The sequence below is a fragment of the Micromonospora sp. S-DT3-3-22 genome, from assembly GCF_015354745.1.
GTDB lineage: Bacteria > Actinomycetota > Actinomycetes > Mycobacteriales > Micromonosporaceae > Micromonospora > Micromonospora wenchangensis.
Window position 1 is genome coordinate 32,634 of record NZ_JACGMO010000046.1, and the last position, 16,566, is coordinate 49,199.

Sequence of the window (16,566 nt, forward strand, 5' to 3'; positions counted from 1 at the left end):
CGCAAGGCTCGGCTCAGCGGTTGGAACGGACCACGGCGACCGGGCCGTCCGCCGATCCCGTCGACGGGGCTGGCCGGGAGCCGGCGAGGCTATGCCGCAACGAACTTGAGTTCGATGAACCCGAACCTCAATTGATGAAGCGAGGCCGAGAGCTAAGCGTGGACCGTCATTGCTATTCCGGCCGGTGCGGCTTGTGGCCACAATGGACGGAGCGCTAACTACTCCGAAGGGACCCCGGTGAACCGCCGACTTCTGTCCGTACTGACGATCGTGGCTGTCAGCCTCACCGGCGCGGCCGTGGTGGCCGCACCGGCCCATGCCAGCGATGCGCCCGGCTTCGTCTGCAATTTGACGCAGAACACCTGGCTGCGGGCCGCACCGCACGGCTACGTCCTGCGTACCCTGACCGCCGGTCGCGGGTTCCGCGCGCACGCGGGCTGGGGCGAGGACAACGACAACTGGGTCTACGGCCATGGCGCCGAGGACCCGTCGCTGGATGGCTGGGTCCCGCTGGGCAACACCACCTGCTGAGCGGACGCGACTGAGCGGAACCTCTGGAGCCAGCCGGTTGGATGCCCACGCACCAGACAGGTCGGACACGCTAGTGGCGCTGACCGGGAAAGGCGGCCGGAGCGTCGGCCACCCCAGGCGCGCGGTGGACGGCGATCGGTTGTTCGGGCGTGAGGTTCCCCCGGTGGCTCGGAGGCTTTGATTCCCGGGTTTCACGGGATTCTCCGGCGAACCGGGGGAACCTTACCGGGATGTCGAAAAGCCGCAGGACTCGGATGAGCCTGCGGGGGTTCCTGCTCGACCAGTACGACCGGGTCATGGCCGTCGGGACCGGCATCCAACTCGCCCTTGCCCGCAGGGTCACCACGACCACCACCATCGGCGCGGTGATCGGCGGCGTGGCGACCGCCGTGGTCTACATCCTGCTCGGTGTGCTGCTCATCGACGGGCAGATCCCCTCTCGCCGCCGCCGCGACCCGTGTCACCGCCGTCCAGTCCGCCCAACGGTCCCTCGCGGTGGTCACCTTCCAGATCGACCGCGTCTACACCGAAATACGCCAGGCCCGGACCGACCGGCTCTGGCAAGTCCACCCTCGCCGCCATGCTCGCTACCCTGCGCACCCCCACCGGCGGCGCCATCCACTACACCGGCCGACCGGACGGCGACTGGGACACCGATGCGCTGCGGGCGCGGATCGGGGTGATGACGCAGGACTACCACAAGTGGCCGTTCACCGCCGCCACGAACATCGCCGTCGGCGACGTCACCACCCACGCCGAGCAGACCCGCATCGAGGCCGCCGCCTCCCGCGCGGTCGCCCACGACATGATCACCGAACTCTCCCACGGGTACGAGACACTGCTCGACCGCACCTTCGCCGGCGGGCAGGACCTCTCCGGCGGCCAGTGGCAACGCATCACCGCCGCCCGTGGGTTCCTGCGCGACGCCGACGTACTGATCATGGACGAGCCGTCGTCCGCCCTCGACCCCCGCGCCGAGGACGCCCTCTTCCGAGCCATCCGGGACCGGCAGGGACACGCCATCACCATCCTGATCACCCACCCATGGCCACCTGATGGACGCCGACGGACGGTACGCGGAGCTGTTCACCCTGCAAGCCGCCGGCTACGACACCACCGGGTCCGCCGCGACGGTGCCCCGCCGAACCGTCACGGCGTGACGGAGCACGCCATGACGAAGCCGAACCCCACGAAGCCGAACCCCACGAAGCCCTCGCCACCAACGCTGGTGATCATTCGGGGGAACTCCGGCAGTGGGAAGACCACGACCGCCCGCGAGGCTGCACACCGAACGCTACGCGGCCGTGCTGCACCAGCTCATCGACGATCATCCCGGCCCGGCCGCGGTGTTCTACCTGGACGTGTCCTTCGACGAGACCGTCCGCCGCCACCTCGGCCGTGAGGAGCCGATCCCCGTCACCCCCGACGAGATGCGCACCTGGTACCCACCGCGACCTGCTCGACATCCCCGGGGAAACCGTCATCGATGAGACCAGCACCCTCGCCCAGACGGTCACCGCCATCCCGCACGCCAGCGGCCTCACCACCGTCGCACCGCAGACGCCCTGCCCACGACGACGCCCACACTGCGCCCGCACAACCGACCACACGGTCATGGGGGGGTGGAGCCGGCGTGTTGGCTGGATCGGCCGGGCCGGGCGTGGCGGCCCAGCCTGGCCGAACCGCGATCCTTCGACGGCCGAGCACGTAGGGAGCATCCACGGAGGCGCCCGACCGGACTGGGCCCTGTCCCGAAGTCGGTCACCGCCGGTCATTGATGTCGGCGAGGTGGGTGGCGGCTTCGTGGCGGGCGGCCAGTCCTTACGGGACAACTCCGACGAAGGTGGTGTGACCCTTGCCTCACCATCGACCAGTCTCTATTGTTGTTGGAAAGCGCTTTCCCGTCCCAAGTGCTCATGCTCGAAGGGTGAAATCAGATGAGACGCAAAGTCGCCTCGCGGTGGCTGGCCGGCGGTGTCACCGTGGTCGCAGGTGCCGTCGTCGCCCTGGCGCTGCAGATTCCCAGCGCCTCGGCCGCCACGAACCTGAGCCTCGGCGCCGGCGCCGACGGCTCCAGCAAGGCCAGTGGCACCAGCTACGGCAACGTCATCGACGGCAACGCCAGCACCTACTGGTCGCCGAGCGGCTCGACCGGCACGGTCTCGGTCAAGTGGGACAGCGCCACCACCGTGTCCTCGGCCGTCATCGTGCAGGCCTCGGGCGGCGGCTCGATCAGCGGCTGGCAGCTCAAGAACTACGACACGGGCGCCGTCCTGGCCAGCGGCAGCAGCGCCCCGAGCACCATCAACTTCTCCTCGACGTCGCTGAAGAAGGTCTCCTTCGTCATCACCAGCGCGTCCGGCACCCCGCGGATCGCCGAGTTCGAGACGTACTCCAGCGGCGGGTCGAACCCGACCACCGGTCCGACCTCCGGCCCCACCAGCGGTCCGACGTCCAGCCCGACCAGCAACCCGGGCACGCCGACCGGCGCGTGGCCGTCGTCGACCGGCTCGGTCAGCATCTCCGGCACGGTCAACGTCTCCGGCACCTTCGACGGCGGGATGAAGACCTACTGCTGCATCGGTGACGGCGGGCAGAGCGAGTCGCAGGACCCGATGTTCAAGATCGCCAACGGCGGCACGCTGCAGAACGTCATCCTCGGCTCGCCCGCCGGTGACGGCGTGCACTGCGAAGGCACCTGCACCCTGCGCAACGTGTGGTGGAACGACATCGGTGAGGACGCCGCCACCTTCAAGCAGACCAACGGCGGCACCTCGTACGTCATCGGTGGCGGCGCGCGCAGCGGCAGCGACAAGACCTTCCAGCACAACGGCAACGGCACGGTCAACATCTCCGGCTTCTACCTGAAGGGGTCCGGCAAGCTGTACCGCGGCTGCGGCAACTGCACCACCTCGTACACCCGCCACGTGCGCATCGACAACGTCCTGGTCGACGACATCGACATGCTCGCCGGCATCAACAGCAACTGGAACGACACCGCGACGATCACCCGTGTGGTCGTGATCGGTTCGGCCACCATCTGCGGCAAGTACAAGGGTGTGCCCAAGGGTAGCGAACCCAGCTACCTCGGTGAGGGCTGGAACGACGCCAACTGCAAGGTCAACAGGAGCGACGTCACCTTCCGGTAGCCATCCCGGACGAGTGGGGCACCCGCCGCCGGGCGGGTGCCCCACTGCGTCGCATCGGGCGGGATGCAACGCCTCCGACGTCCGCGACCGAGCAGCAGGAACGGAAACAGGAGGCCCCGGACGCTGTCAGCGTCACGTCAGCAGCGGGAGTGCCTGCTGGCGGACGTCGACGTAGCGTTCGTACACCCCGGGGGTGCCGGCGGCGGTGATCTCCTCAGCCTCGACCGGCCACGGCGGCGGCTCGGCGTCGCCGGACAGCGCCCAGGCCGCCTGCCGCGCCGCGCCGAGCGCCACGTACTCGGCGGGGCGCGGCACGCTCACCGGTGCGCCGAACAACGCCGGCGCTATTGCCCGCACCGCGCGGGACCGGGCCGCGCCACCGATCAGCAACACCCGGGCGACCGGGACGTCCTGAGCGCGGAGCGCGTGGAGGGCGTCGGCGATGCCGCCGAGCATGCCCTCCACCGCGGCCCGCGCCAGGTTCGCCGCCGACGCGTTCGCCCGCGTCAGGCCGGCGAGCAGACCGCGTGCGTCGGGCAGATTGGGGGTGCGTTCCCCGTCCAGGTACGGCAGCAGCGTCAACCCGCCCGCGCCGGGTCGTGCCGAGAGCGCCAGGTCGTCCAACTCGGCCAGTGACCGACCGAGCAGGTCGGCGACCGCGACGAGCACCCGGGCCGCGTTGAGCGTGCACACCAGCGGCAGGAACCGGCCGGTCGCGTCGGCGTACCCGGCCACCAGGCCGCTCGCGTCGGCGGTCGGTCCGTCACTGAGCCCGTACACGCACCCCGAGGTGCCCAGCGAGACCAGCACGTCACCCGGCCGCAGACCGACGCCGAGCGCCCCGCCCATCGTGTCACCGGTGCCGGCCGAGAGCAGCGCGCCGGAGGCGGTCTCCCCGACCACCTCGGCCGGGCCGGCGACCCGGGGGAGTGCCACGTCCCGGCCGAAGGCCAGCCGCACCAGGTCCCGCCGGTACGCGCCGGCGGCCGGTGACCAGTAGCCGGTGCCGGACGCCTCGCCCCGGTCGGTCGTCGGCTCGCCGCCGTCCGCGCGCAGCCGGTGGGTGAGCCAGTCGTGCGGCAGCAGCACCGTGGCGGTGCGGTCGGCGAGTTCGGGCTCGGCGCGGGAGAACCAGCGCAGCTTGGTGACGGTGAAGCTGGCCACCGGCACCAGCCCGACGGCGTCGGCCCACGCCTTCGGGCCGCCGAACTCGGCGGTCAGGTCGACGGCGGCGCGCGCCGAGCGGGTGTCGTTCCAGAGGATGGCGGGGCGCAGCACCTCGCCGGCCTCGTCGAGGCAGACCATGCCCTGCTGCTGTCCGGCGACGCCGATCGCGGCCACACCGTCCAGCAGGCCGGCGCTGGCCTGCTGGTATGCGGCCCACCACAACCGTGGATCGACCTCGGTGCCGTCGGGGTGTGGGGCGCGGCCTTCGCGGAGCACCTCGCCGGTCTCGGCGTCGCAGACCACGACCTTGGTCGACTGGGTCGACGAATCGACCCCGGCGACGAGGGTTCTCGCGCCACGCATGGCGGTGCCTCCGTAGCTCGGTGGGACCCGACCCTACGTCCGGCGACCGTATTAGTTCAATGGCTTGACAAAATTCGCCGTCGCGACAGCGGTGCCCCGACCGTGCAGCGCCGACCCCGATCACCGTTCTGCCGTCAGGGTTTCCTGCCGCTCCGGGCCGTACCGTTCGACGAGCACGGTGCCGATCGCGGACAGGTGGTCCAGCACCCCCGCAGGGCCGGTCACCTCCAGGTAGTCGACCAGCCCGGCAAGCTCACCGGCGAGTTTGTGTTCGTCGTTGCCACGGATCACGACCTCGACGCGGCCGTCGGTCGTGGCACCTCCCACGTCGAGGCGGGCACCGAACCCCATCCGGAGCACGCCGATCCCGTGGGGCACGCACCTCGCGTACGCCTCGACGGGTGTCCGCCGGCGTTCGACCTCGTCGGCGATCTCGCGCCAGCTCCCGGCGAGGTCGAAGTCCTCAGGCCGGTGCACCGGATCGGCGGTCGGGTCGACGGACGACACGCGGTCGATCCGGAAGGTCCGCCGGCCGGCCTCGGTGCCGGCGACGAGATACCACGACGGGCCTTTGGCGACGATGCCCAGCGGGTGGACGGTTCGTCCGGTGACGTTGCCGTCGCGGTCGACGTAGCCGAGCCGGACCTGGACGCCCCGGATCACCGCGTCCTGGAGTTCGTCGACGAAGCGCGGCGGTCGGGGTTCGACCCGGCTCGACCCCCATCGTTGCGGGTCCATGACGAGCGCCGCCGCCGCTGCTTCGGCCTGCGCCCGGAACGGCTCCGGCAGGGCGTGGACGAGCTTGCGCAGCGCCGCTTTCACGGCCGGCGTGACGGTCGAGGCCGGGCCGGCGATCAGGAACAGGGCGCGGGCCTCGCCCGCGGTCAACCCGGACAGGTCGGTACGGGCACCACCCACGAGACGCCAGCCGCCGCCCCGGCCCTGCACGGAGTACACCGGCACGCCGGCCATGCCCAGGGCGTCGAGATCGCGGCGGGCGGTGCGTTCGGAGACCTCCAACTCCCGGGCGACCTCCGCTGCGGTCACCTGCCCGCGATGTTGCAGCAGCAGGACGAGGGCCATCAACCGGTCGGCGCGCACCCGGACAACACTGGCACGGAAACCGGTCAGGAGATGACCGGTATCGGTCCGCAGGATGCCGACATGACATTCGACTTTCCCGAGCCCACCCACATTGCGGTCAACGGCGTGCACCTCGAAGTCTTCGAAGCCGGCCGGCAGAACGCGGGCAACCCCGTCGTGCTCTGCCACGGCTGGCCGGAACTCGCCTACTCCTGGCGCTACCAGGTGCCGGCCCTGGTTGAGGCGGGCTACCACGTCATCGTCCCGAACCAGCGCGGCTACGGCACCTCGTCCCGTCCCGCCGACGTGACGGAATACGACATCGCACACCTGTCGGGTGACCTCGTCGCCCTCCTCGATCACTACGGCTACGCCGACGCCACCTTCGTCGGCCATGACTGGGGCGCATTCGTCGTCTGGGGCCTGACCCTGCTGCATCCCGACCGGGTCAACGGCGTGGTGGCGCTGAGCGTGCCCTACCAGGAGCGCGGAGAGACGCCCTGGATCGAGGCCATGGAGGCCGGGCTCGGCGGCGACTTCTACTTCGTGCACTTCAACCGGCAGCCCGGCGTCGCGGACGCCGTGTTCGAGGAGGACACGTTCCGGTTCCTGCGGAACCTGTACCGCAAGAACCTGCCCCCCGCAGCGCCGCAGCCGGGCAACACGCTGATCAACCTCGCCCGGGCGGAAACCCCACCCGGGGAGCCTGTCATGAGTGACAGCGACCTGGCCGTCTTCGTCTCCTCCTTCGCGTCGACAGGATTCACCGGCGGCATCAACTGGTACCGCAACCTGGACCGCAACTGGCACCTGCTGGCCGACGTGGACCCGGTCATCCGACAGCCCACCCTCATGATCTACGGCGACCGCGACCCGGTCGCGAAGGCGGAGAGGCTGACGGCATTCGTGCCGAACGTGGAGGTGGTCAGTCTGGACTGCGGTCACTGGATCCAGCAGGAGAAGCCGCAGGAGACGACCGAGGCGATTCTGAAGTGGCTGGGCCGGCGGGGGACCGCCTAGCACCTCCGCTGGACACGCGTTCCACGATCCGAGGGATCGCGTGTGCTCGCCGCTGGTCATGTCCCCCCGGCGTGGTGGGTTGGTGGGGTCGCCACCAACCCACCCGCGAGCGTCGTCGTTGCGCGCCCACCAGCGACGACGGGCCTTTGGTAGCCTAGCGAGGTGAGTGCTCCCCAAGCGGACTGGTCAGGGCTGCCGGCCTCCCGGTAGCCCCAGATGCCCCAGTCCCTCCACTGACGATCCGCACCGATCCGGTCGGCGGCGACGTCGTTTGAGTTCCTGCGCATCCGAAGCACCGGCAGTGCCACACGCCTGCCACTCGTCACGTTCCTGCTTCGGAAGGCACGCTCATGCCCGTCTTCCTCTACCTGCTCGCCGTCGCGGTGTTCGCCCAGGGAACCTCGGAGTTCGTCCTCGCCGGCATCCTTCCCGGCATCGCCAGCGGCCTGGAGGTATCGCTCGGCCGAGCCGGGTTTCTCACCTCCGGCTTCGCCCTGGGAATGGTCATCGGCGCGCCGGCGATGGCCGCCGCTGCCCGCCGGCTCTCACCCCGCTGGACCCTGACCGGGTTTCTGGCCCTGTTCATCGCCGCGCACGTCATCGGCGCGGTCACCGACAGCTTCGCCATCCTGCTGGCCTCACGGATCGGAGCCGCGTTGGCGAATGCCGGGTTCCTCGCCGTCGCACTCTCGACCGTGACGCGCATCGTCCCAGCCGAGCGGCACACCCGCGCGCTGGCAGTCATCCTCGGCGGCACCACCCTCGCGCTGATCGCCGGAGTGCCCGCCGGCGCCTTCGTCGGCGACGTACTGGGCTGGCGCGCCACGTTGTGGGCCATCGCGCTGCTGTGCCTGCCTGCGCTCGTCGCGGTTCTGGCGGCCACGCCGACCCACCCCCGGCAGAGCGCCGGAACGGGAGCCGGGAGCGCCATCGGCCGCGAGTTGGCGAGTCTGCGTCGGCGTCCGGCGCAGGTGAGCATCGTGCTGGCCGTGCTGGTCAACGCCGCGACGTTCGGCACCTTCACCTACCTGGCGGCGATCGCCACCGGGCCGGCCGGACTCACCGACCGCGCCGTACCGCTGCTGCTCGCTGTCTTCGGGATCGGCGCGTTCCTCGGTGTGAACGTGGCCGGGCGGTTCGGTGACCGGCACCGGCGACCCCTGATCACTGTCACCGGGCCGCTGCTCATGGCGGGCTGGGCGCTGCTGGCGTTCACCGTTGCCAGCCCCGTGGCGTTGTGGTTTCTCGCCCTGACCCAGGGCGCGTTGTCCTTCGCGTTGGGCAGCACGCTCATCGCCCGGATCGTCGCCACCACACGCGACGCGCCCACGATGGGTGGTTCCTTCGCGACCGTCGCGTTGAACATCGGTGCGGTCATCGGACCCATCGCTGGCGGTCTCACCATCGGAGCGCTCGGCGTGCGCGGCCCGATCGCCGTCAGCTGCGTGCTGGTGATTCTCGCCGTCGGCGTCTGGTCCACCTGTCGAGCTGCGCATCGGCAGGATCGAGGTTCACCGGGGCGGTGACACCGAATGGGCACGGGTGCACGCGGCGGGCGCCAAGGCGCAACGCTGTGGGGCCAGGGTCACCGGGCCCGCGATCCTCCTGAGGAAACGAGGATCCTGCCGCTCTGTAGCATGCGTTCATGTATGCGCTCTACGCCTGGGGAAACTTCATCAGCGAGGTCGGACTCGACCGGCGGCCGGCCTGGCTCGACCCGGCGGTGCTCCGCGGCGAACGACAGATCGTCGACGACAGCCTGATGATCGGCGACACCGACACGCTACTGGTCGACGGTCCCGGCACCCTCTTCGCGATCGATGACGACGACAAGAACCTCGTGCCCGGTAGTGAGCTCATCGGCCGCGACCTCAGCGGTGTCACGTGGCGGGTCTCCCGCATCCGCGCAGCCACCGACGGCACCCGCGAGGACGCCCTGCGCATCGTCGCGGCGGCCGAGGAGGATGGCGACTTCTACGAGGAAGACGAGCGGTACGAGTACAACTCGGTCCCGGTCGGCGAGATCGTCACCCTCTGGGAAGACGCTCACGGCCAGTGGACGCTGGCCCTGGTCGAGCTGTGAAACAGGGTGACCACGGACGGCACCGGCGTCAGCCGGACAGGCTGCCGTGCGCATCGTGACCAAGGCAGCCTGAGCAGGTAGGCAGGGGTGTCTCGGTGGTGCGGACAGGACGAGGCTCCCGGTAGGACAACAGTCGACACAACGTGAGCCTCGTTCCCCCGGCGACCAGACTCGGTGGTGGAACCCGGCGTCGCGCCCTGCCGGAACGGCGCGGTACGGCGGACGTTTGAGTACGCACTACTCAGGACATGCCTGCGACGGCTACCTAGGTTCGCCCTCATGATGTCCTCTCCCACTATCGCTTCCGCACATACCTGGTTCCGGCGCGCACTGACGACCATCGCCTGCGGTGCCCTTCTGCTCCCCACGACCCTCGCCTCGCCGGCCAGCGCCGACGACGATCGACGCCACGACCGGCTCTCCGACCTGCGGGTGTGCGACCTGTCCGCCTGCTACCTGGCGGTGGGGGTCGTGGACTCCGACGGTGACGGCGTCGCCGACGCCGACGAGACCGCCCTCGGCTACGACCCGCTCGACCCGGCGAGCACCCCGCCGCTGTCCCTCGTCCTGGACGCGACGATCGACGGGAAACTGCCGACCTACGAACTCGGGTACGGCACGTGGGCCGTGTTCCCGGAGGACTTCGTCAAGGGCCTCGAGAAGAAGTGGCTCAACCTGCAGGAACTGCCCGGGGGTATCGAGCCGAGCCTGCCGTCGGAGGTCTTCGGGATCCCCACCCGTAGGGGCAGCATCGCGCTCGCCGGGATCGACGACGGGCTGCTCAAGGGCCTCGGCATCGAAGCGCCGTGGAAGACCGGCCTGACCTTCGGCCTGACCCTCGACAGCGGCGGCAAGGAGATGGGGATCGACCTCGGCCGGTTCAACGGCAGCTGGTACGGCGCGTACGACGGTGTGACCGCCTGGTGGGCAGCCAGCCACGGCGGCGAGAAGAACACGAGCACCGACAACGGGACGAGGTACACGGAGTACGGCGACGGGTCCTCGTCGACTACCAAGGCCGGCACGCCGGGGTGCGAGGAACTGTGTACGTCGAGCAGCCGGACCGAGTACTACGACCCGGAGCTGAACAAGGCAGGGGAGTCGACCGACGAGGCGTACTACGACCTGAGCGGCAGGTACCACACCGAACGGACGCAGCGCGACCAGAACGGGAAGACCGTCAGGGAGACGGAAACCGTCCACACGAAGAACAAGGACGGCAGCACCACGATCACGAAGGACACCACCGAGTACGAGCGCGACAAGAACGGCAAGACCACCGGGACGACGAAGACCCGCACCGAGCGGACGGTCGACAAGAACGGCAAGGAGACCTCCTCGACCACCAAGACCCAGAAGTGCGACGCCAAGGGTGAGAACTGCACCGATGCGATGACCACCGGTGATGAGGGCACCGGCCTGGCCCTGCCCGGCACGGCCTGGCTCTCGCACAAGGAGGCGGCCGCCGCGCTCGACAAGCTGTTCACGATGAAGGGCTCGACGGTCACCCCGGTCCAGGACGCACCCTCCGTGATCGGCGTCCTGACCGACGACGACGTCAAGGCGGCCCTGCGCCACCGGGACCTGATCTCCCTGTTCGCGGGTGACGACATCAGCACCCACGTCGGGGCGACGGTCCTCGGGACCGGCTGGAACACCGCCGCGCCAGAGAGCCGCCCCGACCTGCCCAGTCCGCTCGACGGGGCGACCGGCGGCGGCGGGGCTCCCGGCAGCGGAGGCTGCTCCTCCGGCGGCGGTACCTGCTGAGAACGCTGTCCGACGGCGGTGCGGCTGTCGTCGCCGTGCCGTGCCGCCGTCGGACGGCGTGACTACCGGCGCGGGACCCCGTACCGGGCGAGGTCACCCCGGGAGTTGATCCCGAGCTTCGCATAGGCACGGGACAGGTGGTTCTCCACCGTCCGTACCGACAGGACCAGGCGCCCGGCGATCTCGGCGTTCGTCGCCCCGCCCGCGGCGAGCTCGACGACGAGGCGCTCACGGGAGGTCAGCGGGTCGGCGGGCACGGGTGACCGGCCCAACAGGGGGGTCGGCGGGTCACCCACCTGGTGCGCGAGCTCGTCGGCCCGTCGTCGGGCCGCCGCTGCGGTCCGGCCGGACGCGCACCGGGACGCCGCCGCCGCGGCCTCCGCCGCGTACAGGGGTGAACCGACCGCCTCGAAGGCCGCCGCGGCCTCCAGCAGGGTCGCGGGGCAGGCGCGTTCCAGCCCGGTGGCCAGGGCCAGCCGCGCCGCGCCGACCGGGGACCCGACAGCGAGTGACGCCAGCCGGGCGCGCACCCCGGTGCCGTCGTGCATCCGCAGGCGCTCGTGCAGGATCCAGGACTCGGCGGCCACCGCCCGTTCCCGCGCGGCCCTGGCCTGACCCTGCCGCAGCAGGTCACAGGCCAGGGCATGACGACCCTCGGCGTACGCGGCCCAGCCCAGCGCGATCGGCACGGTGTGGCGCAGGAACCCCAGGCCCGCCTGGGGTGAGCGCAGGTGTGTCACCCACGCCGGCTCCGGGGTCAGGCCGCGTGAGCCGTGGGCCACGGTCAGCACGGACAGGCTGACCCGGGTGCAGTCGGTCATCCCGGCGGCCACCGAGGTCACGAGGCTGCGCCGCGCCCAGAGTGTCGCCTCGTCCAGGTGCCCCGCCTGCAACCGGGCCGCGCCGACGCACACCGCGGCCCAGGCGCGCTCGAAGACCACGCCGTCGGCCAGCGCGCCGTGGTAGGCACGCTCGGCGGTGTGCGCGGCGTCGTCGAGCCGACCGTGCTCGCGCAGCGCGTGGCTCGCGTACACGAGCAGTTTGTCGCGGGTCCCGGCGGTCGCCTCCGGCCCGGCGGCCGTGACCTGGTCGAGCAGTTCCTCGACCACGGCGACCGCCTCGCCGGTCCGCCCGAGGTGGGCCAGGGCGTTGCTGCGGCTCGTCGCCAGCATGGTCCGGACCGGCAGCGGCAGCGTGGCGTCGTCCCCGATGACGGACGTGAGCGCCAGCGCCTCGTCCGGGAAACCGGCGTATGCCAGGGCGTCGGCCTCGGCGACCGCGAACAGGGCCCCGACCGGTGCGCCGGTGGGATAGCGGGCGGACTGCTGCCGCAGCACGTCCCGGGCGGCGGGCAGGTCGTGGCAGCCCCAGAGGATCACCTTGTGCAGGGTCACGGCGAGCAGGGCGGCGTCCCTGCCGGGTGGGGTGCGGCCCAGCGCGTCGCGCAGGACGACCACGGCCTCGTCGGCGCGCCCGGTCTCCCAGAGGTTGACCGCGAGGACGAGGGCGGCACCGACGGCGACCTCCGGGTGGGCGGTCCACACCTCGGGGACCCGGTCGAGGCACGCCCGGGCCAGCCGTACCGCGACGTCCGTCGCGCCGCCCGCGGCGGCGACCCGCGCTGCGGCCAGCAGCGGCCCCGGCTGCGCGGCCTCTCCGGCGTCCAGGCTCAGCACGGTGCACCGCACGTGGTCGTGTGGCGCGAGACTCCGGGCGACCGCGAGGTGCTCGCGGAGCACCGCCCGCCGACGGGCCGGCGACAGCCCGTCCCACAGCACCTCGGCGAACAACGGGTGCACGAACCGCACGGTCTCGGCCGCCCAGACCGCGATCCCGTGGGTGACCAGGTGCTCGGTTCCGCCGAGGTGCCCGGCCTGGGCGATCTCGTCGTCGTGCGCCCGGCCGGTGGCGGCCAGGAAGCGGGCGGCGGCGACGGCGTCGTCGGGCAGGCCCGCCAGGCGGGCCGGCAGGAGGCTGCGCAGCCCGGTGGGGACGGGCAGTGGCCCGACGGCGTGCCAGCCGACCGCCGAGCGGTGCAACGCGCCGCTGCGCCGCGCGCCGTCGAGCAGTTGGGTGACGAACAGGGCGTTCCCGCCGGTCCGCCGCCACACGTCGTCGACGACCCCGGCGTCGACCGGCCCGTCGAGCAGCGCGTCGACCAGTTCCTCCGTGCGCGTCCGGTCGAACGGCGCGATCGGCAGGAGCACGGTGTTCGACGACGCCGCGAGCTCGGCCACGGCGGGCGGCACCCGACCGTCGGCGGTCCGCACGGTGCCGACCAGTGTGCGACCGGCGTCGCGGGCGACCCGTACCGCGACGGCCAGGGAGACCTCGTCACAGCCGTCCAGGTCGTCGACCGCGAGCACGGCTCCGGCCGGGACCGCCTGGAGCACCTGGGCGACCATCTCCGGAAGTGACGTCGTCGCAGGGTCGACCAGGTGCGCCAGGGCCGCCAGCGGGACGTGCGACAGTCCCCGCGTGCCCCAGGCGCGGACGGCGGGAACAGCGGTGGACACGGCGTCGAGCAGTCGGGTCTTGCCCACGCCGGCCTCGCCGGTGACCAGGACCACGTCCGTCTGTGGATCGTGTACCGCAGCGAGGACGTCGCTGAACTCCCCGGCCCGGCCGATCATCGTCATGCCGGGATCATCTCCCCATCCCCTGGTGGTGCGTGAAGCGTGCGGCTGGTCCACTCGTGGTGGTAGTCGGCACTGTGCTGCCTGCATTGTGGCCTCGGTGAACCGGTACGCCAACAATGCGCCTCCATCGCAATTCCGACTGGCCGGCGGGGGTGACCACGGTGTCCGCCGCCGGGTCCATACGCGATCGTATGTTCTGGCCAGGTTCTATCGGAATTCTGGATAAAGGAAAGCGCCACGCCGAATTGGCGGGATTGGCCCGGCATGCTCGATCTGCGTCCGCCAGGGAATCCGACGTTGGCCGGGCATCAAACAACAACGATATTATCGATCACATTAGATTTCCGGACTGTCGAAGGGACGAATATGTCCACATTGGTTCGAGCGGCCATCGCGGCCGCCGCGCTCGCATTCGTCGTCGCCGGTGCCCAGGCGGCGCTGGCGTCGGCGCCGACCGGTGACGTGGTTGCCATGTGCGCCCACGCACCCCGGGGCTGCCACAGCTGACCCACCCTGCTGCGGCCGTCGCCCGACCTGCGGAATCGGGTGGTGCCTCGCCTGAGGTGCCACCCGATGTCCGTCGAGGCGGGCAGGGGCGGCCGGCGCGGGTGGTCCGCTCCGGGGTCACCGTGCCGGCACCGCACTGCGGCGGGAGTGTCAGTCGGGTGACGACGGCCCGGCCGAAGTGGCCGGGCCGGACCGCGCCCTGCGGTGCCGACCCGGAGGACTCGGCATCGCTCACGACCCCGCAGTACGGCTACCGGACCAGTACGGCGGTGCGGAGTCGTTCCGGGGCCTCCAGTTGCGGCAGATGACCGGCGTCCGGCAGCAGCGTGAACCGGGCGCCCGGGATGGCATCGGCGTAGGCGCGGCCGTAGGCGGCCGGCGCGATGCCGTCGGACGCGCCCCAGACCACGTGGGTCGGCACGTCGATGCCGGCGAGCCGATCGCGCAGGGCCGGGTCGATCATCCGCATTCCCGTGTACGTCCGCAGCGCCGACAGATCGGGCCCCGGACGATCCGGGTCCAGCGGGATCCGGGCGGGGTCGTGGAAGGACAGCGCGGCAAGTCGCTGCGGGGTCAGCCCGGACACGTCACTGAGCGGTTGCTCGGGCACGTCGAGCCCGACCGCGTTGACCAGCACCACCCGGCCGACCCGTGGGCTACGCAGCGCCGCCATCTCGGCTGCGGTCCATCCGCCGATCGAGTTCCCGATCACCGTGACGTCATGGATGTGCTCCTTTTCGAGCAGCCTGTCGTAGTGTCGGGCGAGCGCGGCGATGCTGTCCAGGCCGGCCTGTGGGGGCGTTCCCGCGAACCCCGGGTGCGTCGGCACGATCACCCGCGCATCGGGAACCGTGGTCCGCAGTAGCTCCCCGAAGGGCGCCATCGTGTGCGGCCCGGCGCCGCCGTGCAGCAGCAGAAAGCTGGTATCGGTCACCCACCCAGGATTCGGTGCCGGGGCTGCTGCCGGGAGAGGATGGTTCATCGTGGGACCCACACCAACACCCTCTTCGCCGACGTCGAAGGCGCGCCGTTCGGCCCTCGCGGACTTCCTGCGCACGCGCCGCGCGGCGCTGCGCCCAGTCGATGTCGGCCTGGATCCGGGTCCCGGCCGCCGCCGCACCCCGGGTCTGCGCCGCGAGGAGGTCGCGCAACTCTCGGGTGTGGGTTTGTCCTGGTACACGTGGCTTGAGCAGGGCCGCGTCGTCACTCCGTCCGGGCAGGTACTCCTCGCCCTCAGTCGCGCCCTCGCCCTCACCGCCGCGGAGCGCGACCACCTCTTCCACCTCGCCGCCCTGCCCCCACCACCCCCCGGCGAGCCCCGGTCGACGCCGACACCACCGCGTTGATCGACGCCCTGCTGCCGCACATCGCCTTTGTCCTGGATCCCCGCTTCGACGTGGTCGCCCACAACCGCGCCGCCGCGCTGATCATGGCCGGCCTGGTCGCCCCGGTCTCGAGCCGCCGCAATCTGCTGCTGTGGCTCTTCGACCCGGTCACCTGGCCCACCGCCCCACCCGCGTGGCACCGCAACGCCCGCGCGAACATGCTGGACTTCCGCAGCGAGTTCGACCGCCACTCAGGCGACCCCGCCTTCGTGACCCTGGTCGAAGAGCTCACCACGACCAACCCCGTGTTCCGCAGCTGGTGGGCCGACCACGACGTGCAGGTCCTGGAGCCCACTCGCAAGCTCATCCCACACCCGACCCTCGGCCCCCTGGCCTTCCTGTCCACCCAGACCCGCCCCTCCCACGCCCCGTGGCTCCGGCTGCGGATCCTGGTCCCCGCCGACGCCGGGACCCGGGCGGCCCTCGTTGCGGCATCGGCCGGGTCGGATCCGCTCTGACGGGGGTGCCGACCGCCTACCGTGCCGACCGACGTACAGCCGGCTGACGTTGCTTCAGTGGCGACGGGCCCGCCGCTGGCCCGGCGGCGTGAACGTGCGGGTCATTGCCGGGGCGGCCGGGGCGTCTCGTCTGGGCCTCAGCCGCGCAGCCCGGGTCGACCCACGACCTGACCGCCGCCCGCACCCTCGGCATCATCGACGCGCTGACCCAAGGCCTGAGAGAGTGTTTGGGATGTGTGCTGGTCGGGTGTGTCGCACAGTGAGTGCGATCGATGATCAGGGCTCGATCGGTAGACGGGCATGGATCGAGTGCGGCGGTACCCGTCTGATCTGACCGATGCCGAGTGGGACCTCGTTGAGCCGATGCTGCCCTCGCCGCAGTGGATGGGCAGGCCCGAGAAGCATCCGCGTCGG

General features: G+C 71.2%; 13 protein-coding genes and 3 pseudogenes. 12 read left to right on the top strand and 4 right to left on the bottom strand.

The window, feature by feature from the left end:
* The first annotated feature begins 237 nt into the window (after positions 1 to 237).
* The 4 genes and pseudogenes from H1A17_RS15580 to H1A17_RS15595 all read left to right on the top strand — a co-directional run bounded on the left by H1A17_RS15580 (position 238) and on the right by H1A17_RS15595 (position 3,680).
* Positions 238 to 531: a hypothetical protein gene (locus tag H1A17_RS15580; RefSeq protein ID WP_145919094.1), complete on the top strand. Its 294-nt coding sequence runs from the start codon at positions 238 to 240 to the stop codon at positions 529 to 531.
* A gap of 260 nt (positions 532 to 791) precedes the next feature.
* Positions 792 to 1,691, top strand: a pseudogene (locus tag H1A17_RS15585) (ATP-binding cassette domain-containing protein); the annotation flags it as partial.
* Positions 1,692 to 1,784: 93 nt separating this feature from the next.
* Complete coding sequence (locus H1A17_RS34450) at positions 1,785 to 2,021, top strand: hypothetical protein (protein WP_228543612.1); 237 nt, start codon at positions 1,785 to 1,787, stop codon at positions 2,019 to 2,021.
* Between the two features lie 447 nt (positions 2,022 to 2,468).
* Positions 2,469 to 3,680 carry a pectate lyase gene (locus H1A17_RS15595; RefSeq protein WP_145919095.1) on the top strand — a complete coding sequence of 404 codons (1,212 nt, stop codon included), beginning with the start codon at positions 2,469 to 2,471 and terminating at the stop codon, positions 3,678 to 3,680.
* Positions 3,681 to 3,812: 132 nt separating this feature from the next.
* Here the strand turns inward: H1A17_RS15595 and xylB are convergent, their stop codons facing one another.
* Together xylB and H1A17_RS15605 are read right to left on the bottom strand one after the other, a co-directional pair.
* Positions 3,813 to 5,210, bottom strand: coding sequence for a xylulokinase (gene xylB / locus H1A17_RS15600; RefSeq protein ID WP_145919096.1), 1,398 nt, complete (start codon positions 5,208 to 5,210; stop codon positions 3,813 to 3,815).
* A gap of 120 nt (positions 5,211 to 5,330) precedes the next feature.
* Complete coding sequence (locus tag H1A17_RS15605; RefSeq protein ID WP_145919097.1) at positions 5,331 to 6,311, bottom strand: YafY family protein; 981 nt, start codon at positions 6,309 to 6,311, stop codon at positions 5,331 to 5,333.
* On the opposite strand from H1A17_RS15605, the gene H1A17_RS15610 reads away from it, so the two are divergent.
* From H1A17_RS15610 to H1A17_RS15625, 4 genes are all read left to right on the top strand, one after another.
* A complete protein-coding gene (locus H1A17_RS15610) occupies positions 6,267 to 7,313 on the top strand; it encodes an alpha/beta fold hydrolase (RefSeq protein ID WP_228543613.1) in 1,047 nt (348 codons plus the stop codon). The genes H1A17_RS15605 and H1A17_RS15610 overlap by 45 nt on opposite strands.
* Before the next feature lie 350 nt (positions 7,314 to 7,663).
* On the top strand, positions 7,664 to 8,839 hold the full coding sequence (locus tag H1A17_RS15615; RefSeq protein ID WP_194822181.1) for a Cmx/CmrA family chloramphenicol efflux MFS transporter: 1,176 nt from the start codon (positions 7,664 to 7,666) through the stop codon (positions 8,837 to 8,839).
* A gap of 119 nt (positions 8,840 to 8,958) precedes the next feature.
* A complete protein-coding gene (locus tag H1A17_RS15620) occupies positions 8,959 to 9,396 on the top strand; it encodes a hypothetical protein (RefSeq protein ID WP_145919099.1) in 438 nt (145 codons plus the stop codon).
* Between the two features lie 282 nt (positions 9,397 to 9,678).
* The gene (locus H1A17_RS15625; RefSeq protein WP_194822182.1) at positions 9,679 to 11,163 is read left to right on the top strand and encodes a thrombospondin type 3 repeat-containing protein; all 1,485 of its coding nucleotides are present in this window, start codon (positions 9,679 to 9,681) and stop codon (positions 11,161 to 11,163) included.
* Between the two features lie 62 nt (positions 11,164 to 11,225).
* Here H1A17_RS15625 and H1A17_RS34455 read toward each other — a convergent pair whose 3' ends face one another.
* Together H1A17_RS34455 and H1A17_RS15635 are read right to left on the bottom strand one after the other, a co-directional pair.
* Entirely contained in the window at positions 11,226 to 13,802 is a 2,577-nt protein-coding gene (locus H1A17_RS34455) for a helix-turn-helix transcriptional regulator (protein WP_228543614.1), read from the bottom strand.
* A gap of 757 nt (positions 13,803 to 14,559) precedes the next feature.
* Positions 14,560 to 15,243: an alpha/beta fold hydrolase gene (locus H1A17_RS15635; RefSeq protein WP_240762771.1), complete on the bottom strand. Its 684-nt coding sequence runs from the start codon at positions 15,241 to 15,243 to the stop codon at positions 14,560 to 14,562.
* 49 nt (positions 15,244 to 15,292) lie between these two features.
* Between H1A17_RS15635 and H1A17_RS15640 the strand changes: the two genes are divergently transcribed.
* From H1A17_RS15640 to H1A17_RS15655, 4 genes and pseudogenes are all read left to right on the top strand, one after another.
* Positions 15,293 to 15,655 carry a helix-turn-helix transcriptional regulator gene (locus H1A17_RS15640; RefSeq protein ID WP_194822184.1) on the top strand — a complete coding sequence of 121 codons (363 nt, stop codon included), beginning with the start codon at positions 15,293 to 15,295 and terminating at the stop codon, positions 15,653 to 15,655.
* A pseudogene (locus H1A17_RS15645) lies at positions 15,643 to 16,152 on the top strand (hypothetical protein); the annotation flags it as partial. The gene H1A17_RS15640 and the pseudogene H1A17_RS15645, both read left to right, overlap by 13 nt.
* Before the next feature lie 85 nt (positions 16,153 to 16,237).
* A pseudogene (locus tag H1A17_RS15650) lies at positions 16,238 to 16,364 on the top strand (IS5/IS1182 family transposase); the annotation flags it as partial.
* 88 nt (positions 16,365 to 16,452) lie between these two features.
* The coding region (locus H1A17_RS15655; RefSeq protein WP_228543619.1) for a transposase at positions 16,453 to 16,566 on the top strand (114 nt) is incomplete at its 3' end.